Raw genomic sequence first — 20,869 nt, 5'->3', positions numbered from 1 at the left:
CGCTAGCTGAAATCACTATAGAAGTTAGAAAATTTAATACCAACCTTTTGTTTGCTCTTGAACAAGCTTAGCTAATAGCGCTATATGAGCAGGGGTATCGTTTAAGCAATCAATAAATTCATAGCGCTCACCACCAGCCGATAAGAACTCCGCTTTCCCCTCTTGGGAGATCTCCTCCAAGGTTTCTAAACAGTCAGATGAAAATGCAGGGCACATGATATCCACCGACTTAACTCCTTGTTTAGGTAACGACTCTAACAATTCATCAGTTGCTGGCTTTATCCATTCCTCTTTACCAAACTGGGATTGGAAGCAAATTCGCCACTGCTCTGACGTTAACCCTAATGCCTCAGCTAATAGTTCAGCAGTTGCTTGGCACTGCTCTTGATAAGGGTCACCCTCGGTGATATAGCGAAGCGGTACGCCATGAAACGACATCATCAATACATCGGCTTGACCTTTAGCTTGCCAGTGAGTCTTAACCGACTCAGCGAGCGCTTGAATATAAAGCGGGTGGTCGAAATACTGTTTATTCATACGCAATTCAGGAATATTGCGCTCAGCTTTAAGTAACTCGGCAATCGCATCATAAACAGGGGCAACGGTTGAGCAGGAATACTGGGCGTATAGTGGTAGAACAAAAATCTTTTCAGCCCCTTGGGACTTAAGGCTGTCGATACCCGATTGTAATGATGGATTACCATAACTCATCCCCAGCTCAACCGGAATCGCTTGGGCAAACGACTCATGCAGCTGTTGTTTGAGTTTATCTCGCTGCTTTTGGCTTATCACCATCAACGGCGAACCGTCATCCCACCAGATAGACTGGTAAAGCTTAGCCACTTTAGCGGGGCGGGTATTAAGAATGATGCCATTTAAAATCGGCTTCCAGATCCACGGAGAGAGATCGACAACACGAGGATCACTCAAGAACTGTTTGAGGAATTTTTTAACGTCAGGAGCGGTAGGTGAATCGGGGGTACCTAGGTTTACTAATAACACACCAAATGGTGGGGCTAAGTCACTCACATGAATTCTCTTTTTAGCAAGATATTCGTGTCAGGCTATCATCGCAAAAAGCATAAAAAAAGCCCATTTACATGGGCTTTTTAAAATATGAGAACTAGCTCATAAACACTTTGTTACTTAGCTATATTTGCGCTAAGTCACAAGCGACTGTTTAGCTTAGTGCTGCAACAATTTCTTTGCTAACGCTAGCTACAGACTGAGTACCGTCGAACTTGTTGTAAGTCACGTCACCTTTCGCCGCTACTGCGCCATAGTATTCTACTAGTGGCTTAGTTTGCTCATGGTAGATATCAAGACGCTTACGTACTGTCGCTTCTTCATCATCTGGACGAATCGCTAGGTCTTCACCAGTCACGTCATCTTTACCTTCAACCTTAGGCTGGTTGAAAACAATGTGATACACACGGCCAGAACCTGGGTGAACACGACGACCGCTCATGCGCTTAACGATCTCTTCGTCTGGCACATCGATTTCAATCACGTGATCAAGAGCAATACCGCTTGATGCCATTGCATCTGCTTGTGGGATAGTACGTGGGAAACCGTCTAGTAGGAAACCTTTAGCACAATCATCTTGTGCAACACGCTCTTTTACTAAGCCAATGATCAATTCATCTGAAACCAGTTGACCCGCATCCATTACTTTCTTAGCTTCTAAGCCTAGTGGCGTGCCCGCTTTTACTGCAGCGCGTAGCATGTCGCCAGTTGAAATTTGAGGAATACCGTACTTTTCCATAATGAATTGGGCTTGAGTACCTTTACCGGCACCTGGGGCACCTAATAGCATAATGCGCATCTGAATCTTCCTCTTAATTTCGCACTGTGATCCCCATATCGCTCAAAGGCGTACACCAAAGCCGCCTAGATGATGGGTATTGTTCTGTTTAGGGCGGCGATCTTCGCATAAATGGCCGCTATTTTGAAGTAATTTTCATTCGACTTTAGCATCAGTCAGGATAAAAACATCAGTAAAGCAAAGTGTAGAGTTTGCGACGATACTGATTCGCTAAACTGTTGCCTTGCCCTAACGCCGTCAAAATCTCTAAAAATAGTACCTTTACTTTACCATCCAATGCCGATACATCTTTTTTCAGTGGCATAAATAGCAGCTCAAGAGCTTCATCGTTACGTCCAGCTTGATGTAACGCTTTAGCCAAATCTATTACCAACTCTAAATTATCAGGCGCCTTTTCGACCGCTTGCTGCAAGTTTCGGATCTCAGGGGTATCGGCTGCATCTAGCGCTAATGCAAGCTTTGCCTTAAGGCTTTGATAATAACTGTCTTGATCCGCAAGTCCCACAGAATCAAGTAAGCCTTTAGCGTCTTCAAGTACGCCAAGTGACAGGTAAACATCGGCTAATGCGAGGGCGATTTCAGCGAGTGGATTTTCACTGTAAGCATCTTTTAGTAAAGGCAGTGCTGCGATCGCATTTTGCTCAGCCAGAAATATTCGGGCCTGATTAAGCTTAAGCTGCCACTGTGCTGGCAGGTGCTTTTCAAGCATCTCCATGACTTGAGGTGCCTCTTGTACACCCGCAAAGCCATCGACAGGTTTACCTTCATGCAAAACTAAAGTCGTTGGTAGGCTTTGAATCTGGAAATAGTTGGCTATCTCCATCTCCTGCTCGCAGTTAACTTTAGCTAATACAAAACGGCCTGCCTGCTGCTGCGTAATACCTTCAAGAGTTTGCATCAATGCAAGACTCTCTGGACTTTGAGTCGCCCAGAAGGCCATCACGACGATCTTCTCCATCGAAGCATCGACCACTTGTTGGATATTTTCTTTCGTCAGTTCTAGAATCGATTCCATAACTTTCCTCTAATATTCTAGAGTTCTAATAAAAAAAGAGGCAGATTGACTGCCTCTTTAATCATAGCCTTTGTTTACTTAACGCTAGCTAATAACATCTGGTTCATTAACTTAATAAACGCCGATGGATCCGCAAGGCTGCCCTTTTCAGACAATAACGCTTGCTGTAACAGTAATTCAGACCACTGAGCAAATAATTGCTCATCTTGCTCGTCATTCAAACGCGCAACCAGTGGGTGCTCAGGGTTTAGCTCAAATGTTGGCTTAGACTCAGGCACATCTTGTCCTGCCGCTTGCATCAGCTTGATCATCTGAGTCGACATCTCGCCTTCACCCGCAACCACACAAGCTGGAGTGTCAGTTAGACGTGTCGTGACTTTAACTGCAGACACTTTGTCACCAAGGCTGTCTTTAACACGCTTCACTAGGCCTTCAGATTCTGTTTCTAACTTCTCTTGCGCCTCTTTCTCGCTCGCATCTTCAAGCTCACCTAGCTCAAGATCACCACGAGTCACTGAATGCAATTTCTTGCCATCGAACTCAGTTAAATGGTTGATTAACCACTCATCGATACGCTCAGACATCAATAGTACTTCGATGCCCTTCTTACGCAATAATTCAAGGTGCGGACTATTAGCAGCGGCTTCATGGCTATCGGCAACAATGTAGTAGATCTTAGATTGACCTTCTTTCATGCGCTCGATGTAGTCAGCCAGTGATACGTTTGCTGTCGCTTCGCCAGTATGAGTCGATGCAAAACGCAGTAGACCAGCAACACGCTCTTTGTTAGCGAAGTCTTCTGCTGGGCCTTCTTTTAGCACTTGACCAAATTCAGTCCAGAAAGACTGATATTTTTCAGCATCATTTTTAGCAAGCTTTTCTAACATGCCAAGCACACGCTTAGTCACAGCGGTGCGAAGCGCCGTTGTCACCTTGTTATCTTGTAAGATTTCACGTGATACGTTTAACGGCAGGTCATTCGAGTCAATCAAACCCTGCACAAAACGCAGGTAACTAGGCATGAACTGCTCAGCATCGTCCATCACGAATACACGCTGAACAAATAACTTTAAGCCATGCTTACGGTCGCGGTTCCATAGATCCCAAGGTGCTTTGGCCGGAATATAAAGTAAGCTAGTGTACTCTTGCTTACCTTCTACACGGTTGTGACTCCACAGTAGTGGGTCAGTATAGTCATGAGAGATGTGCTTATAGAACTCTTTGTACTCTTCATCAGACACGTCGCTCTTGTTACGAGTCCAAAGTGCCGTAGCCTTGTTCATCGCCTTCCAGCTACCCTCAGTCGCAGCAACAGCTTCAGTGTCTTCTGTTGCTTCAACAGCTGGCGTGCCCTCTTCATACATCTCAACAGGTACTGAGATATGATCAGAGTACTTAGTGATGATTGAGCGTAGACGGTAGTCATCTGCAAACTCTTTCTCATCTTCACGAAGGTGCAGTGTAATTTCAGTACCACGAGTTTGCTTAGAGATAGTCTCGACCGTGAAGTCTCCTTCACCAGCAGATTCCCATAGTACCGCTTCATCGGCACTATGGCCTGCTGCACGAGTGCGAACGGTTACGCGATCTGCAACGATAAAGGCAGAGTAAAAACCAACACCGAACTGACCAATTAGCTGCGAGTCTTTTGACTCATCGCCTGATAGGTTTTTAAAGAAATCGGCTGTGCCCGATTTCGCGATTGTGCCAAGGTGTTCAATCACACCATCGCGAGTCATACCGATACCGTTATCTTCAATAGTCACGGTACCCTTCTCTTTATCGGCGCTGATACGAACGCGCAGCTCGCCATCACCTTCATAAAGATCATCGTTAGTTAGGGCTTCATAGCGTAGCTTATCGGCAGCATCAGCAGCGTTAGATACTAACTCACGCAAAAAGATCTCTTTGTTAGAGTACAAAGAGTGGATCATCAAATGTAGTAGTTGTTTGACTTCAGTTTGAAAGCCATGGGTCTCTTGTTGTGACATGAAATGTTCCCTTTAAAAAATCAGTTTTAGTAAAGCTTGCTTAAGAGATGGGGCTAGAAAAATACATTTCAAGGGAGAAATTTGGCATAGCCTTCAATTGCACAAAAAAAATCCAGTCCGTGTTCATTCACAGACTGGATTTTATTTATGAAGGCATAACGCTCTTTAGATAGGTAGCCGTCCATTAAAGGAAAGCGCTAAGGTCGTACTATCAACATATTCAAGCTCACCGCCGACTGGCACCCCATGGGCGATACGACTCACAGTTAGGTTATGACGCTTTGCCATATCGGCAATATAATGTGCGGTCGCATCCCCTTCTACCGTTGGGTTCGTTGCTAAAATAAGCTCACTCACATCACCAGATGCCAAATGCTGCTCAAGCAAGGCAAGTCCAAGCTCTTCAGGTCCAACACCATCGAGTGGTGACAAATGGCCTAACAACACAAAATAACGACCAGTAAAGTGCCCCCCAGCTTCAATTGCTAATACATCGGCAGGCGTTTCGACCACACAGATCACCTCTGAGTGACCACGCTTAGTGCTCACACAAATGGGACAGTAAGTTTCTTCGGTGAAAGTACGACATGACTGGCAATGGCCAACATCAGACATAGCTTTAGCCAACGAATCAGCAAGCTTAGTCCCCGCCTTGCGGTCACGCTCTAGAAGCTGAAATGCCATTCTTTGGGCAGACTTAGGCCCAACGCCAGGTAAACAACGAAGTGACTGGATTAGCTCATCAACGAGTGGACTAAATTTCATTTAACATTCCGCTTAGAAAGGCATCTACATGCCCTAGAAAAAAGTCGATGAGCGCTGCCAAACGCGGCGAAAGCCCCGCTAAGACAACTCATCATAAAATTAGCGCCAGATACTAGCATAGAATCTGAAGGTTTTGTCCCTTTCAAGCAATAGGTAATACCTTTACGACTCATCTAGCGCAACAATTAAAGCTCGATTGCTCTCACATCAAAAGCTACTGCCGATAACTTACCCTCTGCCGTTGCCCGCATACCTGGGCTAATAATCTTCCAGTAAGCTCTATCCTCCAAACATATAGCCCCAGAGAACTGCTCGATATTAACCCCTCCTTTGCAGTGTTTTCCCCAATAATCCTTACGCTTATCGGAAAAAGTGATCTCAATCTTAGCTGGCTTAACACTAATAACATGCACAAAGTTACAGCCGCCCGCAACAAGGGCAAAACTTAGCACTAAATTACCGATAATAATTGCGAACACTTGCTTTAGCAGGCTCTGCCCCATTTGCTCAGCCCGTTCTCTGCTATCTGAAGACATGGTTTTCAACAACAAAATAGGAAGGGATATTGCGTAAACAACTCCCCCAGCAATATAAACTGAGCGGAAAAGCTCATCTCGCCAAAGTAAGTCAGAGAAATAGATAAAGGACAGCAACCCTAAAAAGGCGGCACTGATGTAGGTGATTACCGAATAATTAACCAGCTGCTGCAAAGGCGTATTTTTAGGGAAATAATGTTGAATTAACTTTTGCTTACTCATGCTCAAAAGACGCTGTAGGTGTTCCTCCAGCTCCCCAATATCAATAAAGCCAAACTCCTTCTGCTGTTCCCGCCCTCCCTTACTATTCGTATAGAACAGAGCCAGCAAGCCCTCTTCTTTACTTAGCATGTCATAAGTAAGAGTGACCTCAAAGCACTGCAGTTTTGCCTGAACAACTAACATAGGCATAGTCAGAGCACTATTTCCTGCCGCATCAGTGCGATCCGTTTCATTAAGGGAAGACTCTTCAAAGACTACCGCCTCCAAGATCTCTTTGAGTCGCAATTTTAAACTGGCTTGATTCGTCACGGCGCCAAAATTTTGGGTTTGGCCGTTAGCGGATATTAGTGATAGCGAACTTATCTTCATGATTAAAACACCTGCTCTAACAATTCAGAGATCAAGGTCTTATCACTCCATTCATGCTCTATTTGAGTATTTCTGTAATGTTGATCCATATTGGCTTTTTCTGCCAAGGATAACTGCTCAGCGGCTTGTTTGACTAAAGCGCGAGACTGAGAAAAATGATTGCCTCTTGCGTACAGTGCCCATTGATAAGCCATGGGATAGTTACCCAAATTAAAATAGTACACAGCCAAATTATGCTGCGCCGCGGGGAAAGACTGCGCCGCTGATTTCTCAAGCCAAAATAGCGACTTTAATGGACTTTGTGGCACGTAATGACCGAAGTGATACAATAAGCTTAAATAGTATTGAGCAAAGGCATTATCGCTATTTTGGCTAAACCAACGATACGCCAGCTGATAATTGTTAACCGTGGTCAGATCGTAGAAATAGAGTGTAGCCAGTGCCAGCTGGCTACCAATATCGCCCTTCTCTGCCGAGGGTTTAAAGAATGCTCTCGCCTCAGGATATTGTTTGTCTTTAAATAGAATAAAGCCCAGTTCACGAGCCTCTTTAACTGATACTTTTTCGCTGTATTTCTCGATACCACTTAAAGCAATAGGCGGCGCGCCAAACAGTGTATTGAAGATTACGATGACGATAAATATAGCTAGGGATAACCCCAGCCCTTTGAGTTTTTGCTTCACACTTTTTATCCATTTAGGTTAGCTACACACATGAAGTGGACACATAAAACGGCTGGAGTTTGGCATAAACAAATTAGAGCGGCAACAGTATCAGGCAACTACCTTAGTAACATCATTCATCAACACACGTGAGGCTAAACTAAAGTATAAAAAACTGATAAATATGCATGAAGACTTAATATCAGCCAGCTACGAATCGTCAATTAGCATATACATTTAATATACAACTGGTATAATAGCAAAACAGGTGAATCTAGATTTATTCTAATATTGAGATTTAAACTATGCCAATTACCATTAAACGCCCCGTTGAAAGAAAAAAGTTGTCTGAAACTGTAGAAGAAGAATTAGAACTGATGATACGACAAGGTGAAATCGCAGAAGGCGATGCCTTACCATCAGAAAGAGACTTAATGGCGGCCTTTGGCGTTGGTAGACCCTCAATTCGAGATGCGCTTTCAGCTCTTGCTAGAAAAGGCTTAGTAAAAATTAGTAGCGGCGAAAGAACCCGTGTTACTAGACCGTCTGCCGATACAATTATTTCTGAACTATCAGGAATGTCTAAAGACTTCTTATCCCAGCCCAATGGCTTGCAGTATTTCGATCAACTAAGAAAGTTTTTTGAATCAAGTTTAGTAAGATATGCAGCAGAATATGCGACAGAAGAGCAAATTAACGAACTCGAAAAAGCGTTAGAATTAAATGGAAAATCAGTAAAAAATAATAGCCAGTTCAAAAAGACTGATATTTATTTTCATCGAGTTATCGCCTCCATACCTGGTAACCCAATTTTTCTAGCAGTTCATCAAGCACTTGTCGATTGGGTAATAGATGCAAGACCAGTTAAAGGTAATTGTGAAGAGCTTAATATGAAAAGTTTTAAAGATCACACAGAAATATTTAACTGTATCAAAAATCATGATGTTGAGGGTGCTGATAAGAAATCAACACAACATATCGAGTACGTTTTCGATAAATATTACTTATCTTAATCCCCTTTCAAAAAATTAAACTTAATAAAGGCTATCAAATAGATAGCCTTTACCCGCTCCCCCTTACTTGTTCTGCAAGTTTCTAAATTCCCCCTGCTAATACAAGAATAAGCGCATTAACCACTTTTTCACTAGATCTTAACAAAAACAGGTGGTATAACAGGTATACAGTTACAACAACGCATTTGAGCCCCATGATAAATCATTTGTTAAAAATAATAACTAGCGCTACCTTACTATTTCCTCTGTTGTGCAATGCAGATACAAACATTCAATGGCAGGAAGTCAATTCGCCTTTAACAAATGAAATAAAAATTGGTCATGGCGCTTGGGTAACGAAACAGAATGAAGCCTTAATTATCTCTTCAGGAACAACGAAATCAAACAACAATGTTTACCCAGAAACCCCAATTGAAAAAGACTCGAATTCTGCAGCGTTAATAGTCATAACGAAAGATGAGTATAGCCATACGCAGCTAACCGAAGAACAAGGTAATCGAAGTTTCGCCACAACAGTCAATTATCACAATGCAACTATCGTTATAGGTGGAGTTCAGCATAACCAAGCTTCAAATTTAGTCAATTTACTCGTTTGGAAAGCAGAGACACAATCATTAGAAAGCTACCCGTTACCCAAACTACCACAAAGTAACCTTTCGACCTCTGCAGTTATCTTAAATGATACGCTGTTCGTTTTAATAAAAGGCGAAACAGACAGTGATTTCTACTCATTAAACTTAACATCATTCCCCTTTTTAAAAAAGCAATCTGGAAAGACTGATTCTTCAACGAATAGCCTTAAACCAAACTCCCCTCCCGTTTGGACTAAATTAGCAAGCTTGCCTAGTACAGACAATCAATATCCCTATCAAAATGATAGAAAGCTTGTCATACAAAATGATGGTCAAAGTGAAAAAATATTTGCTATAGGTGGCTACCTATCTGCCAATCGAGACGGATATATCGAAGGCCAAACTAAATTAATAGATACTGTTTGGAAATATAATCCCAATCACTTAAGCATAAGTTCTCCTTGGAAGTTACAAGGAAAAATTGATGTAAATGAGCAAGTATTGAGTCAAAAAATCAATACTGTAGCTCCTCTAGGACAGTCACATATTCTGGCGTTTACAGATGAAGGAAAAATCCTTTCTTTTAACGCTATTACTGGCAGTTGGTCTACATTCATTCAGCATCATGTAGAAAACAAACTCACAGATGAGACCGCCTTAATTAGCCAAGCGATTGTAGCGACCCAAGAAGGCATTTATTCATTAAACATTACTAAAAGCAATCCACATACCCTTAGTCTTTGGCAAGCTAAACTTGTTAAAACTGAGAAGAATTTTGGTTTAGTCAACATGCTGGTATTGGTGCTTTACCTTTTATGTGTAGTGCTAGTTGGCTTGTTCTTTGTCTTTAAAAATAGAAACACTGATGACTATTTTCGTGGAGGGCAATCGATTCCGTGGTGGGCAGCAGCCTGCTCAATTTATGCAACAATGTTGAGCTCTTTAACTTATGTTGCTTTACCTGCCATTGTATATCAAACCAATTGGCTTCTGTTGATCGGTATTTGGATGATCATCATCGTTGCGCCTGTGGCCATTTACATTGCAATGCCATTCTTTCGACAGATTGATGCCACAAGTGCTTATGAGTATCTTTCTAAACGCTTCAATATGAATGTCAGGCTATTTGCTAGTGGATTATTTACTTTATTTCACATTGGTCGTATGGGCATTGTTATGGCACTAACGGCCTTAGCACTTTCAGCCGTGACTCCTTTATCAGCAAGCGAAAGTGTATTGATTATGGGAGGGTTATGCTTAATTTATTGTACTTTAGGTGGCATTGAAGCTGTTATATGGACCGACACACTACAAACAATAGTACTAATTCTAGGTGCCCTTATTTGCTTTATAACGATCATTATGGGCCTAGATGGCGGCTTAACTGAATTTATTTCCGTAGGCTTAAGTGATAACAAATTCACAATGGTTAATGCTGACTTTAGTCTAGAAAGCATTACGACATTATCTATATGGGTTATTGTGCTTGGTGGAATAGGCCAAAATATTTCTAGCTATACAGCCGATCAAGCTGTCGTACAAAGGTACATGGTAACATCTGATCCTAAGGAAGCTAAAAAGTCTATTTGGGCAAACGCATTATTAGCAGCCCCTGGCGCTTTACTCTTTTTCTGTATTGGTACCGGACTATATGTTTTTTACCAAACGCACCCCGAAAAACTAGACCCAACAATTCAAATAGATCAAATTTTCCCTACATTTATCGCAACAGAATTGCCTATAGGCATCGCGGGGCTCATCGTCGCAGGTATTTTTGCGGCTGCTCAATCAACAGTATCAACAAGTATGAACTCTATCGCCACAACATTAGTCACTGACTTTGTTAGACCATTTGACCTAGTTAAAACAGAAAAAGCTTATATGAACATAGCCCGCTGGTTGACCTTTATCATGGGGGGACTAGGTACGCTTGCTGGACTGATATTTATCGATCCTGAAATACGTTCACTTATGAACGCCTACTTTAAAGTAATCGGTATGTTTATGGGAGCTCTAGGAGGACTGTTTATCCTTGGCGCACTAACCAAAAAGGCAAACTCTACAGGTGCAATAATCGGTATTCTAACGGGCGTCGTGGCTATGATCTCTGCTTGGCAATTAGGCTGGGCTAACGGTTATCTATACGCCACGATAGGGATTATTTCATGTTTAACAGTTGGTTACCTTTCCAGCCTATTATTCCAAAATAGTGAACACGAAAAAAAGGATTTAGAGCGATTAACGCTGTATACCATGCAGGCATCAACCAATAAAAGATAGCACTCTATTTCTTAATAACACCATGGGTAACGATAAAACTTATGACACCAGTAAATAAAGATTTAGAACAAACATTATTATCCCATTTAAAGCATTCGTTAATCACCTCGTGCCAACCTGTTGATAAAGGCCCAATGGATAAAGTTGAGCATGTTGTTGCCATGGCTTTAGCGGCCGTTGATGGTGGAGCTAAAGGTCTACGTATTGAGGGGATTGAAAACGTACGCGCAGTAGCACAAACGACATCAACCCCCATCGTTGCAATTATAAAAAGAGATTTAGACGACAGCCCCATACGCATCACTCCTTTTATTAAAGATATTGAAGCACTTGCTCAAGCGGGAGCTTCAATTATTGCTTTTGATGCAACCAATAGACATCGCCCTACTCCAATGCTCGACTTACTCGAAGCAATACATGCAAACGATTGTATTGCAATGGCTGATTGTGCCGACTACGAAACGGGAGTGCTATTAGCTAAGCATGGATGTACCTTTATTGGCAGCACTATGTCTGGTTATTTAGATTTACACAATACACCTAATCAACCCGATTATGACTTAGTCAAAAAATGGGCTGAGCAAGGGCTTAATGTAATAGCTGAAGGCCGCTACAACTCTCCAGAAAGAGCAGCAAAAGCAATTGAGCTTGGCGCCTTTTCAGTAACTGTCGGTTCAGCAATAACTCGCGTAGAACATATAACGCAGTGGTTCGTTGAGCGCATTGAAAATGCCAGCAAATTAGGCGCGAATTAAAATGATCATAGCAATAGATATCGGCGGGACCAAAATTTCTGCCGCCTTAATCAGTCATGGCAAAGTCATACAGCAGCGTAAAACTGACTCTATCATTCATAGTAACCTATCCAATTTAGCGTCTCATTTAGCAGAACTTTGTCACGGGTGGAAAGAGCAATCAACTCATGTTGCTGTTGCTTGCACTGGTCAAGTCGGGAACCAATATGTCAATTTTCTTTCAGTAAAACAAAAAATCCCTTTGAAGTCTCTGCTTCATAGTTGCTTCGGTTTGCCAGTAACAATCATAAACGACGCAGCTGCTGCAGCTTGGGCTGAGTATTGGATTGAGCGATGCAATAATAACCAAGTCATTGACGACACGTTAACTTATATAACTGTCTCTACCGGTGTTGGTGGAGGCATGATTCAAAATGGACAGCTCATCACTTCTGCCGATGGCTTTTGCGCCCACTTGGGGCATACGTCAGTACAGCACTTAAAAAATGAACGTATAAGATGTCATTGTGGAAGGGTGAATTGTGCAGAAGCATTAGCATCTGGAACCGCAATAGCGACCCAAGCATCAAAAATTTTAAATAAGACTGTATCTTGTAAGGAGGTTTTTCACAATCACCTCCATGTAGATGAAATATCAACGCTAATTGAAAGTGCCACAAGCGCCATTACTGACTTAATCGCCAATGTAAAAGCAACCACAGGCTGTAACAAAGTAATCTTAGGGGGAAGTGTTGGCTCTGCTCCGTTATTTTTCCAGCAAGTCGTAGAAAAAGTCGCTTTGTTACCAGAAATATACCGAGTCGCAATCATACCGCCTCAGTGCGGTGCCAATGCGGACTTAATCGGCGCATATTATTATGTCCAGCAATATGTTATCCAAAATAACTAGGTATCTATTAATGCAAATAATTATTCATGATAATGCCCAACAAGTTGCGATTAACGCAGCATTGTGGGTACAAACTCTAATTAAAAGTAAAGAGCAACCAGTATTGGGTCTCGCTACAGGCAGTACGCCTATAAAATTATATAAAGAGTTAGTCGAGCAATATAGAGCCGGGCTTTATAGCTTTGCGAACACCACAACATTTAACCTTGATGAATACCATAATATTGATGCAAATAACCCTCAAAGCTATCGCAGTTTCATGTGTAACCATTTGTTTAATCAGGTTGATATTGACCACAACAACACATATTTCCCTACTTGCACTCAAGCTCAAAACCCTCGAGAGCAAGGGAAGCGCTACGAGGATCAAATCAAACAGGCTGGAGGAATTGATCTACAAATATTAGGCATAGGTGCTAATGGTCATATTGGATTTAATGAACCCAGTTCAAGCCTAACATCTAGAACACGGATAAAAACATTAACTCAGCAAACATTAGCGGATAACAGTCGATTGTTCAGTAAGAATGAAATACAACCAACAACAGCCATGACAATGGGAATTGCGACAATCATGGAAGCTCGCTGTGCCTTGCTTATTGCTACAGGCTCAAACAAAGCTAAAGCCGTAAAAGATATGGTCACAGGTCCCGTTTCTGCAAGTTGTCCTGCATCAATATTACAAATGCATGAGAATGCGATTATTCTTCTTGATAAAGAAGCAGCATCAACCCTAGAGAACCAAAGTTATTACATATGGGCTGACAAACAAAATGCACAGCTAAATGAAAACTTTGGTCGTGATATTGGATGGATATAGCTGAAATTATCAACTTTTAATCATTAAGTCATACCTCGTTATATCTGCGTAACGCTACAGCTACGCAACAAGGTGGATTAGTCATTTAAGGTGACGTATCGTTCAGTTATCCCCTGCTCTTTCAGGGCTGTCTTTATTTTCATCACTATATCAGGATGCTGTTTTGATACTTCATCTTGCTCACCGATGCCATTTTTAGGATGTAACATATCGTAGAGAAGAAATTCATTATGTTCGGTGATAATCGCTTTATAACGCTTATATCGAACCAACTGCTTAAAATGGTCATCAACCGGTAACATGGCTCTAAACTGTTTGATTTTACTTTGATAGCTTTCAAGATTGACCAAATTATTCCATTCGTGAGGATCGCCTGATAAATCATATAATTCTTCACTTCCGTCATAAAAGTGAATGAACTTCCAATCTTCAGTTCTTAATGCATAACTCGCACGACCTAACGTAGTAATATGAAAATCTCGAACTTTATCATACTCACCTGTCACAACCTTTTTAAGTGAACGACCTTCTAAGTGTTTAGGAATTGGTAAATTTGCATAGTCAGCAATGGTTGGATAAATATCAAGTAAGCTTACAAAACTAGCCCGAGCCCCCTTTACTATTTGTGAGGACTTAGGTGGTACAATAATAAACGGTACTCTTATCGAGCCCTCCCATGGTGAGTGCTTCCCCCAATGCTCTTTTTCACCAAGCTCCCAACCATGATCGCTCCAAAGCAAAATAAGGGTATTATCCTTATAATCACTTTTATCTAGAGCATCTAAAACTCTACCTATTTGCGCATCCGCAAAGTGGATAGAAGCCAAATAACCTAAAACACCATCTTGCCATACATTGTGTTTTTGTACTCTTTCAAAGCTACCCGACCAAGGAAAGTGCGCGTATTGTTTGCCCGCTTCAGAAACATCAGATAAGTCATTTTCTTGTATTTTTGGTAAAGCTATCACTTCATTTTTAAATGCGTCAAAGTACTTAGTAGGAACATAAAACGGTTGATGCGGGCGATAAAAACCGACACCTAAAAAGAAAGGTTTATTGTATTGTTCGGATAACTTTTCAACTGCCCATTGCGCAATCTGGCCGTCAGGCATTTCGTCATCTTTAACATCCACAGGCCCCCAATCAAAAGTGTTATAGCCATTAAAAGGCCTATCTAAGGTATTATCTATACCATTTAAGGGTAATGTTGCTGACAATGTTCCTCTGCTAATAATCTTGCCAGGATATACATCTGTCACGATGCCACTTTGTGCTTCTAATCGTTTTCCAAGAATGTCTTTCCTCATGACCTTTTTTTGCGGTGTTAAACTAAGTTCCTCCCAAGTAAATGGCCCACCAATAGCTCCAGCGTCTGGGCCATATTCATGATAGTTTTCAGCAACAACCATCCCCATAGCATGATTGATCTTACCCGCCGCCATTACATGGTAACCGTTATCTTTTAAATATTTAGGTAAGGCAACTGCATCAGGAACATAATCTTTGTACATTCCTTTATTATGATAAATCCCTGTTGTTTCAGGCCTCATGCCAGTTAACACGCTTGCTCGAGATGGGCCACATATAGGCGAAACTGTATATGCATTGCTAAAAAATACTCCCCGATTAGCTAGTTCGTCTAAGTTTGGCGTTTTAGCATTTGGATGTCCTCCTAAATAACCGACCCAATCATTTAAATCATCAACGGCTATAAATAAGATATTGGGCCTTATATTGACTTCATCAGCAACCACTTCATAGCAAAGTAAAAAACTAGATATTAGAGTTATTGTGAACAGACACTGCTTCATATCACACCTGCCGTTATCATGAAGTTTTAATTAAATACTAAGAAAGTGAATAAGAACGCTTAAGTAATAATACCAATTAGTATAAAGATTTGGTCGCTCAGCGAGAATTTAGCGGCACTGAGACAAGGTCATTAAGTGCTCCTGCTTTAATGACATTCGCTGCATCCATGCAGCTCGCAGCGAGTGAAGAGCATAGTGATTCTACGTTCAAGCTTGTTAACGCAGTATCAGAGCCGCTAAAACTCGCCATTCTGGAGTGCTTTTGGCGGCCTACTTCTGCGTTGAATAACTTCACAAGGGAGCAACCATTCTTTCAGTTATTCGCCTTGAATTAGTTTGCCAAAATCGCTCTGAGTAGATCAACTTCCTATACTGATTGGTATAATTTATAAGGTGGTCTTAATCTATTTATGTTTTAAAAAACCAGCTCTCTTCATTTTAGCGAGTACCTCTTCTTTCTCTTTAATCGAAAGAGATTTAATAGGAAGCCGAGGATCCCCGACATCAATATCGTGAAGAAGCATGGCAACTTTCCCCGCTGCAACACCTCCATACTCAACTAGAGGCCTAATGAGTTCGATAACCTTATCCATTAACTTTTCAACGGTATCTTGGTCTCCTCGGTTAAACGCATCAATAATATCTAGATAAAGCGGGGCTGCATAATTGTAGGTACTGCCTACGGCACCAACAGCACCAACAGACAGGCCTGCGGGCAAAAACTCATCAACCCCGAACGGAATGTCAAACTTTCCATTGCAAGCACGTATACAACGTTGAAATTCATATAGATCAGAGTGATTAAACTTTATACCAGCTAAATTAGGAATAACTTCATTTGCGTGAATAAGAAACTCTTCCATGTCTAGCATGACACCTGACATTCCTGAGTGATAATAATAAAAAGCCTTGGTTGGAGCTTCTGCCGCAACTATTCGACAATATTCCACTAAACTCTCAACTGAATTAGGCTTAAAAAAACAAGGAGCGATAACCGAAATAGCAAATATATCGAGAGTTTCAGCATGACGAGTCAACTCTATACTATCAACTATTGATAGCGCGCCAGTATGAACAGTAATACTCAACTGACCTCGAGCAGCAGTTACCCACCTCTCAGCTATCGCCTTACGCTCAGCAACAGAACAATTTAAGCCTTCGCCCGTTGTACCGCATATATATACTCCTTTTACCCCCTGCCTAATAAGAAGCTCTGCAATTTTATCAATAACTGGAAGGTTAACTTCGCCATTTTGATTAAATGGCGTGTGAGGGGCGGCAATTAGCCCGGTAAGTTTTTTCATTGTAACCTCTAAATTCTATTAAAAATCGTATTACCGCCAATCCATGTACGCATTACATGATGAGACGAATTTTCTGTGGTAAGTAAAGTCAGGTCTGCATTGGCATCAACAGAAAACTGTCCGCAGCAATGATTTAAATTTAAAAACTCGCTCGGATAATAACTCGCCATCTTTATGGCTTCAGCAATTGATAGGTTCAACATGCTCTGTGCATTATTAATTGCTGTAATCATATCCAGAGCTGAACCTGCTAATTGCCCTGTTTGGCTAGTTAATTTGCCTCCAACCAAGTTAATAGTATGTTGGTCAAACTCTAGTGAAGACTGTTTGCTTCCTATTGTCGACATAGCATCAGTAACTAACATCATTTTGCCGCGAGGCTTTGCTCGCATAGCTAGCATTGCCGTCGCCGGGTGCACATGATGTCCATCCAGAATCAAACCGCACCAACTACTTTCATCCAATATCGCAGCGCCAACCATATTGGGAGCACGCGAGGTTAGAGGCGACATAGCGTTAAATAAATGAGTGAAACCAATTGCCCCAGCAGCCAAGGCTGCTTGAGTTTGTTCATAGCTCGCATTTGAATGTCCCAAACAAACAATGACATTGTTTTCTACCAATATTTTTATTACGTCTAGCTCAATGCTCTCTGGTGCAACAGTCACAACTTTAACCCCGAGATCATCTCTACAATATATATCTAGCTCTTGTTGGCTAATTTTTCGAATAAACTCATCATTATGTATACCTTTTTTGGGTATGCTAATATGCGGCCCCTCAAAATGGACACCTATTACTCCGGGAGTTTTCTCAGCTATTGCTTGGCTTATTACCTCTGCTGCACACGAAAGCGTAGAAATATCACTCGTGATTAATGTAGGCAATAAAGCTGTGGTTCCAAATTGTCCATGAGCCTTCACCATTTTTATTAGTGTTTCAATATTTGTTTGGTGATTAAACAAACAACCGCCACCACCATTAACTTGAACATCAATAAACCCTGGGACTAACATCCCTGGTAACTTAATTTCTTTGGCTCCATTAACTGTATCTAAAGACAATATTTTGCCATCTTTAAAACTAATCGGGCGATTAGTATAAAACTCTTCACCATCAAAAAGTTGTTCTGCAATTAAAGTGGTAATCATAAAGCTCAACTAATATTTAGTTAGTATAAAAAAGGGCTGATTAAACAGCCCACAAAGATGTTTAGACCTCAGTCCTTGTACACTTTAAAAATCCAGCTTTATTCCTGCATAATATCCTCTGCCTACTAAATCAAATGCAGTTCCATTTGTTGTCGTACCTTGTTGTTGATATTTATGATTAGCAGTTAAATGTGGTGGCTGCTCGTCAAATAAATTCTTCACGCCAAAGTAACCGTTAAAGTTTTCAGTAAAGTTATAACTAAATCGAACATCATTATATATACGTGAATCGACTGAATTTAACTCTTCCGTCATGATAGTATTATCATTACGATCTTTAGTTTCGTCCCAATAACGTAATTGCCAGTAAACATTAAAATCATTAATAGTATAAGAAGCATTTATGTTATAGCGTAATTTTGGAAAGAGAACCTCTCCTGCAAGATGTTGAGTATCACCGGTTTCAATACCAGTAATATCATAAGTATCAAGGTAGTTAGCAGCTAAACCTAAATACAGGTCTCCACTTCCAATATCAGTAACATATGAAACATCAAGATCAAACCCACGTGTTTCTATTAAGTTTTCATTACCTGAAGCAGCATTTACATCAAGTGCAGCCCCTGAACGACCATCACGACGAACTAGCCCACCACACTCAGGATCAAACTCACTAGGATCAACGTCATAACAGCGATTCATAATTACTGTTCGGTCTGTTTTAGCAATTGCGTCATCAATACTAATGTCGTAATAATCAAGCGACATTTGTAATCCATCAATGAACTCTGGAATAAAAACTACACCTCCGGTGATCGTATCAGCCTTTTCCTCTTGGACATCAATAGAACCGCTCAATAAGCCAGATGTATTCTGACTTTCAACTTGCGTCAAAATGAAAGCGCCATCACTATCTATACGATTTTGAATTGCTGATATAGAACGACAATTCTCCGCAATATTGCCACTATCAGCATTAGTAACACCATTACACGGATCTGCCACGACAGCAGCTGTTGCTGTGCCACCAGCAAATAAATCGCTCACATTGGGCGCCCGAACAGCTGTTGCAACAGCACCACGAAAACGTACTGAATCAGTCACAGGAGCATCTAATCCAATTGTCCAGTTTGTTGTGCGCCCCACTGAAGAGTAGTCACCGACTCGAACCGCAGCTGATAAACTTAATTGCTCAAATATAGGGACATGTACTTCACCAAAAATATCAACAACATCAAACGAACCTTTTGTTTTAGCAATTGCTTGCCCACGCACAATACCTGCTTGACGTAATGGATCAGGAGTCTCTTCTCCTTTTTCCTCGCGGTATTCAACACCTACTGCAAACCCGATATTGTCGACATCGTTACTAATTGCAAAATCTACTTCGCCCGCCACTACAGTGGTTAGTACAAACTGCTCAATACTACCTACAAGGTTGGTGTCCGCAGCTAAATACTCCACTGCTTCTGGTGAAATACCATCTTCAGAGAATGGATTGAACACAACACAGCCATTGATACGTGCAATATCGTCAGCACATTGATAACCGCCAAAACCATCATCCTCTACATCAAGTGCAAAACGAGCTCGATCTAAATTGATATCGCCATGGTTTGTTTGATTTTGGTCCGTAACACCATAAGTACCACTAACTGTTAGATAAATATCATCTGTAATATCAAACTCATAATCACCAGCTACACGATAAGTGCTGCGTGTATTTTCAGCACCACGGTCACCAAATTCAGCTAAACGACGAAATGTTAAACTGACGTCATCAAGATTAGTGATACCATCTGCCAACAAATTATTCCCTAAAGTTGTTCCGGCAAACCACGGATGAGTAGCAATATCAATTCCTGTTGTTCCCCCCTTCGACAGCTTAAAGATATCGTTACGTGTATCTAAAGGGATTGGTTCAAAGCGTGCACGCGAATCTACCCGAGCGTAATTTGCGGTGAAATTAATTCGAGAACGCTCGTTAAAGTCAAAAGACAGCCCACTTGCAGCAAATTTTCTTTCTAATGGCGCTAACATTGAGCGATAGTCGTGAAAATTGAAGGCATCGGATGTTTCAACGTCAGGCGTTCGCACAAAAGCACTTCCATCACCTTTATAACCACCAATGCGGCCACTTAAAATATGTGATGAACCAACATATTGAGAAGTATCCTTTAAACCGTCACCATCGGTATCAACAGCACTTTTATGTACACGAGAGTAATCTCGGTCAACAGCCATCAAGCCCTCATCATCTGAATACCCAAGTGAAAACCAAGCATTACCTTCATCGAAGTTTTTACCTATTGTTAATTCAAAGTCAGTTGTTCCTTTATCACCCTCTTCGCTTTGTCCCGCTTGTGCTTTAAATGCAACACCATCAAAATTCTTCTTCATAATAATGTTAACAACACCAGCAACAGCATCTGAACCATAAGCAGCAGATTGGCCACCAGTTAGCACTTCAACTTGTTGAATCATAGTGGTAGGGATGGTGTTTAAATCTACCCCATAACCGGAACCTACAGACATGCCTGACACATAACGTTTCCCATCAACCAAAACCAATGTTCTTGATGAGCCTAAGTTACGTAAAGCAACTGTATTCAAACCAGAATCTTGACCACTAATATTTGAACTTGCAGAGGTCGTATCACCTATCACTGCTGGGATCTTACCTAATAAGTCACCAATATTTACGGCCCCAACTCCTTCAATATCATCGGCATCGATGATCTGAATCGGTGACGCTGACTCGAAATCCCCCTTTCTAATATGTGAGCCTGTTACACTTATTTTTTCAATTTCACTGTCAAATTGAGCATTTTCCGTTTCTTCAGAATATGTATAAGTTGACGCAGAAGCGATTCTAACGGCCATTACTGA

Annotated in this window: 16 protein-coding genes; 5 read left to right on the top strand and 11 right to left on the bottom strand. The window is 41.3% G+C overall.

All coding sequences use genetic code 11. The features are described 5' to 3' along the window. Window positions 1-33 precede the first annotated feature (33 nt). From hemH to K5Q92_RS03635, 7 genes are all read right to left on the bottom strand, one after another. Window positions 34-1,029 carry a ferrochelatase gene (gene hemH, locus K5Q92_RS03665; protein WP_220767700.1) on the bottom strand — a complete coding sequence of 332 codons (996 nt, stop codon included), beginning with the start codon at window positions 1,027-1,029 and terminating at the stop codon, window positions 34-36. Between the two features lie 151 nt (window positions 1,030-1,180). Then, window positions 1,181-1,825 (bottom strand): adenylate kinase, encoded by a 645-nt coding sequence (gene adk, locus K5Q92_RS03660; protein WP_220767699.1) that lies wholly within the window; start codon window positions 1,823-1,825, stop codon window positions 1,181-1,183. 169 nt (window positions 1,826-1,994) lie between these two features. Then, window positions 1,995-2,840: a tetratricopeptide repeat protein gene (locus K5Q92_RS03655; RefSeq protein ID WP_220767698.1), complete on the bottom strand. Its 846-nt coding sequence runs from the start codon at window positions 2,838-2,840 to the stop codon at window positions 1,995-1,997. A gap of 74 nt (window positions 2,841-2,914) precedes the next feature. Next, complete coding sequence (gene htpG, locus K5Q92_RS03650; RefSeq protein ID WP_220767697.1) at window positions 2,915-4,831, bottom strand: molecular chaperone HtpG; 1,917 nt, start codon at window positions 4,829-4,831, stop codon at window positions 2,915-2,917. Window positions 4,832-4,996: 165 nt separating this feature from the next. Next, window positions 4,997-5,596 carry a recombination mediator RecR gene (gene recR, locus K5Q92_RS03645; protein ID WP_220767696.1) on the bottom strand — a complete coding sequence of 200 codons (600 nt, stop codon included), beginning with the start codon at window positions 5,594-5,596 and terminating at the stop codon, window positions 4,997-4,999. Window positions 5,597-5,781: 185 nt separating this feature from the next. Then, window positions 5,782-6,723: a hypothetical protein gene (locus tag K5Q92_RS03640; RefSeq protein WP_220767695.1), complete on the bottom strand. Its 942-nt coding sequence runs from the start codon at window positions 6,721-6,723 to the stop codon at window positions 5,782-5,784. A gap of 2 nt (window positions 6,724-6,725) precedes the next feature. Next, window positions 6,726-7,406, bottom strand: a complete 681-nt coding sequence (locus K5Q92_RS03635) for a tetratricopeptide repeat protein (protein ID WP_220767694.1) — start codon at window positions 7,404-7,406, stop codon at window positions 6,726-6,728. 284 nt (window positions 7,407-7,690) lie between these two features. Here K5Q92_RS03635 and K5Q92_RS03630 point away from each other — a divergent pair, with 284 nt between their 5' ends. The 5 genes from K5Q92_RS03630 (at window position 7,691) to nagB (ending at window position 13,714) form a co-directional block, all read left to right on the top strand. After that, entirely contained in the window at window positions 7,691-8,398 is a 708-nt protein-coding gene (locus K5Q92_RS03630; protein ID WP_220767693.1) for a transcriptional regulator NanR, read from the top strand. A gap of 194 nt (window positions 8,399-8,592) precedes the next feature. Beyond that, on the top strand, window positions 8,593-11,250 hold the full coding sequence (locus K5Q92_RS03625; RefSeq protein ID WP_220767692.1) for a sodium:solute symporter: 2,658 nt from the start codon (window positions 8,593-8,595) through the stop codon (window positions 11,248-11,250). Window positions 11,251-11,291: 41 nt separating this feature from the next. Next, window positions 11,292-12,005 (top strand): N-acetylmannosamine-6-phosphate 2-epimerase, encoded by a 714-nt coding sequence (locus K5Q92_RS03620; RefSeq protein WP_220767691.1) that lies wholly within the window; start codon window positions 11,292-11,294, stop codon window positions 12,003-12,005. A 1-nt stretch (window position 12,006) separates the two neighbouring features. Continuing rightward, window positions 12,007-12,894 (top strand): ROK family protein, encoded by an 888-nt coding sequence (locus K5Q92_RS03615; protein WP_220767690.1) that lies wholly within the window; start codon window positions 12,007-12,009, stop codon window positions 12,892-12,894. 10 nt (window positions 12,895-12,904) lie between these two features. Further along, complete coding sequence (gene nagB / locus K5Q92_RS03610) at window positions 12,905-13,714, top strand: glucosamine-6-phosphate deaminase (RefSeq protein ID WP_220767689.1); 810 nt, start codon at window positions 12,905-12,907, stop codon at window positions 13,712-13,714. A gap of 77 nt (window positions 13,715-13,791) precedes the next feature. Here nagB and K5Q92_RS03605 read toward each other — a convergent pair whose 3' ends face one another. The 4 genes from K5Q92_RS03605 to K5Q92_RS03590 all read right to left on the bottom strand — a co-directional run. Continuing rightward, window positions 13,792-15,525, bottom strand: a complete 1,734-nt coding sequence (locus K5Q92_RS03605) for a sulfatase (protein WP_220767688.1) — start codon at window positions 15,523-15,525, stop codon at window positions 13,792-13,794. Between the two features lie 404 nt (window positions 15,526-15,929). Next, on the bottom strand, window positions 15,930-16,829 hold the full coding sequence (locus tag K5Q92_RS03600; protein WP_220767687.1) for a dihydrodipicolinate synthase family protein: 900 nt from the start codon (window positions 16,827-16,829) through the stop codon (window positions 15,930-15,932). Between the two features lie 8 nt (window positions 16,830-16,837). Then, window positions 16,838-17,980 carry an N-acetylglucosamine-6-phosphate deacetylase gene (gene nagA, locus K5Q92_RS03595; RefSeq protein WP_220767686.1) on the bottom strand — a complete coding sequence of 381 codons (1,143 nt, stop codon included), beginning with the start codon at window positions 17,978-17,980 and terminating at the stop codon, window positions 16,838-16,840. Between the two features lie 84 nt (window positions 17,981-18,064). Then, window positions 18,065-20,869, bottom strand: a 2,805-nt coding sequence (locus tag K5Q92_RS03590; RefSeq protein ID WP_220767685.1) for a TonB-dependent siderophore receptor, incomplete at its 5' end; no start/stop codon positions are given.

Origin of the sequence: Shewanella sp. MBTL60-007 (genome assembly GCF_019654915.1) — a bacterium.
Lineage (GTDB): Bacteria > Pseudomonadota > Gammaproteobacteria > Enterobacterales > Shewanellaceae > Shewanella.
This window is presented reverse-complemented; position numbering and strand designations above follow the sequence as displayed.

Bases quoted from the DNA above. Each gene is read 5' to 3' on its own strand.
- adk (WP_220767699.1), bottom strand. From the start codon at position 1,825: ATGCGCATTATGCTATTAGGTGCCCCAGGTGCCGGTAAAGGTACTCAA.
- K5Q92_RS03655 (WP_220767698.1), bottom strand. From the start codon at position 2,840: ATGGAATCGATTCTAGAACTGACGAAAGAAAATATCCAACAAGTGGTC.
- htpG (WP_220767697.1), bottom strand. From the start codon at position 4,831: ATGTCACAACAAGAGACCCATGGCTTTCAAACTGAAGTCAAACAACTA.
- recR (WP_220767696.1), bottom strand. From the start codon at position 5,596: ATGAAATTTAGTCCACTCGTTGATGAGCTAATCCAGTCACTTCGTTGT.
- K5Q92_RS03640 (WP_220767695.1), bottom strand. From the start codon at position 6,723: ATGAAGATAAGTTCGCTATCACTAATATCCGCTAACGGCCAAACCCAA.
- K5Q92_RS03630 (WP_220767693.1), top strand. From the start codon at position 7,691: ATGCCAATTACCATTAAACGCCCCGTTGAAAGAAAAAAGTTGTCTGAA.
- K5Q92_RS03625 (WP_220767692.1), top strand. From the start codon at position 8,593: ATGATAAATCATTTGTTAAAAATAATAACTAGCGCTACCTTACTATTT.
- K5Q92_RS03620 (WP_220767691.1), top strand. From the start codon at position 11,292: ATGACACCAGTAAATAAAGATTTAGAACAAACATTATTATCCCATTTA.
- K5Q92_RS03615 (WP_220767690.1), top strand. From the start codon at position 12,007: ATGATCATAGCAATAGATATCGGCGGGACCAAAATTTCTGCCGCCTTA.
- nagB (WP_220767689.1), top strand. From the start codon at position 12,905: ATGCAAATAATTATTCATGATAATGCCCAACAAGTTGCGATTAACGCA.
- K5Q92_RS03605 (WP_220767688.1), bottom strand. From the start codon at position 15,525: ATGAAGCAGTGTCTGTTCACAATAACTCTAATATCTAGTTTTTTACTT.
- K5Q92_RS03600 (WP_220767687.1), bottom strand. From the start codon at position 16,829: ATGAAAAAACTTACCGGGCTAATTGCCGCCCCTCACACGCCATTTAAT.
- nagA (WP_220767686.1), bottom strand. From the start codon at position 17,980: ATGATTACCACTTTAATTGCAGAACAACTTTTTGATGGTGAAGAGTTT.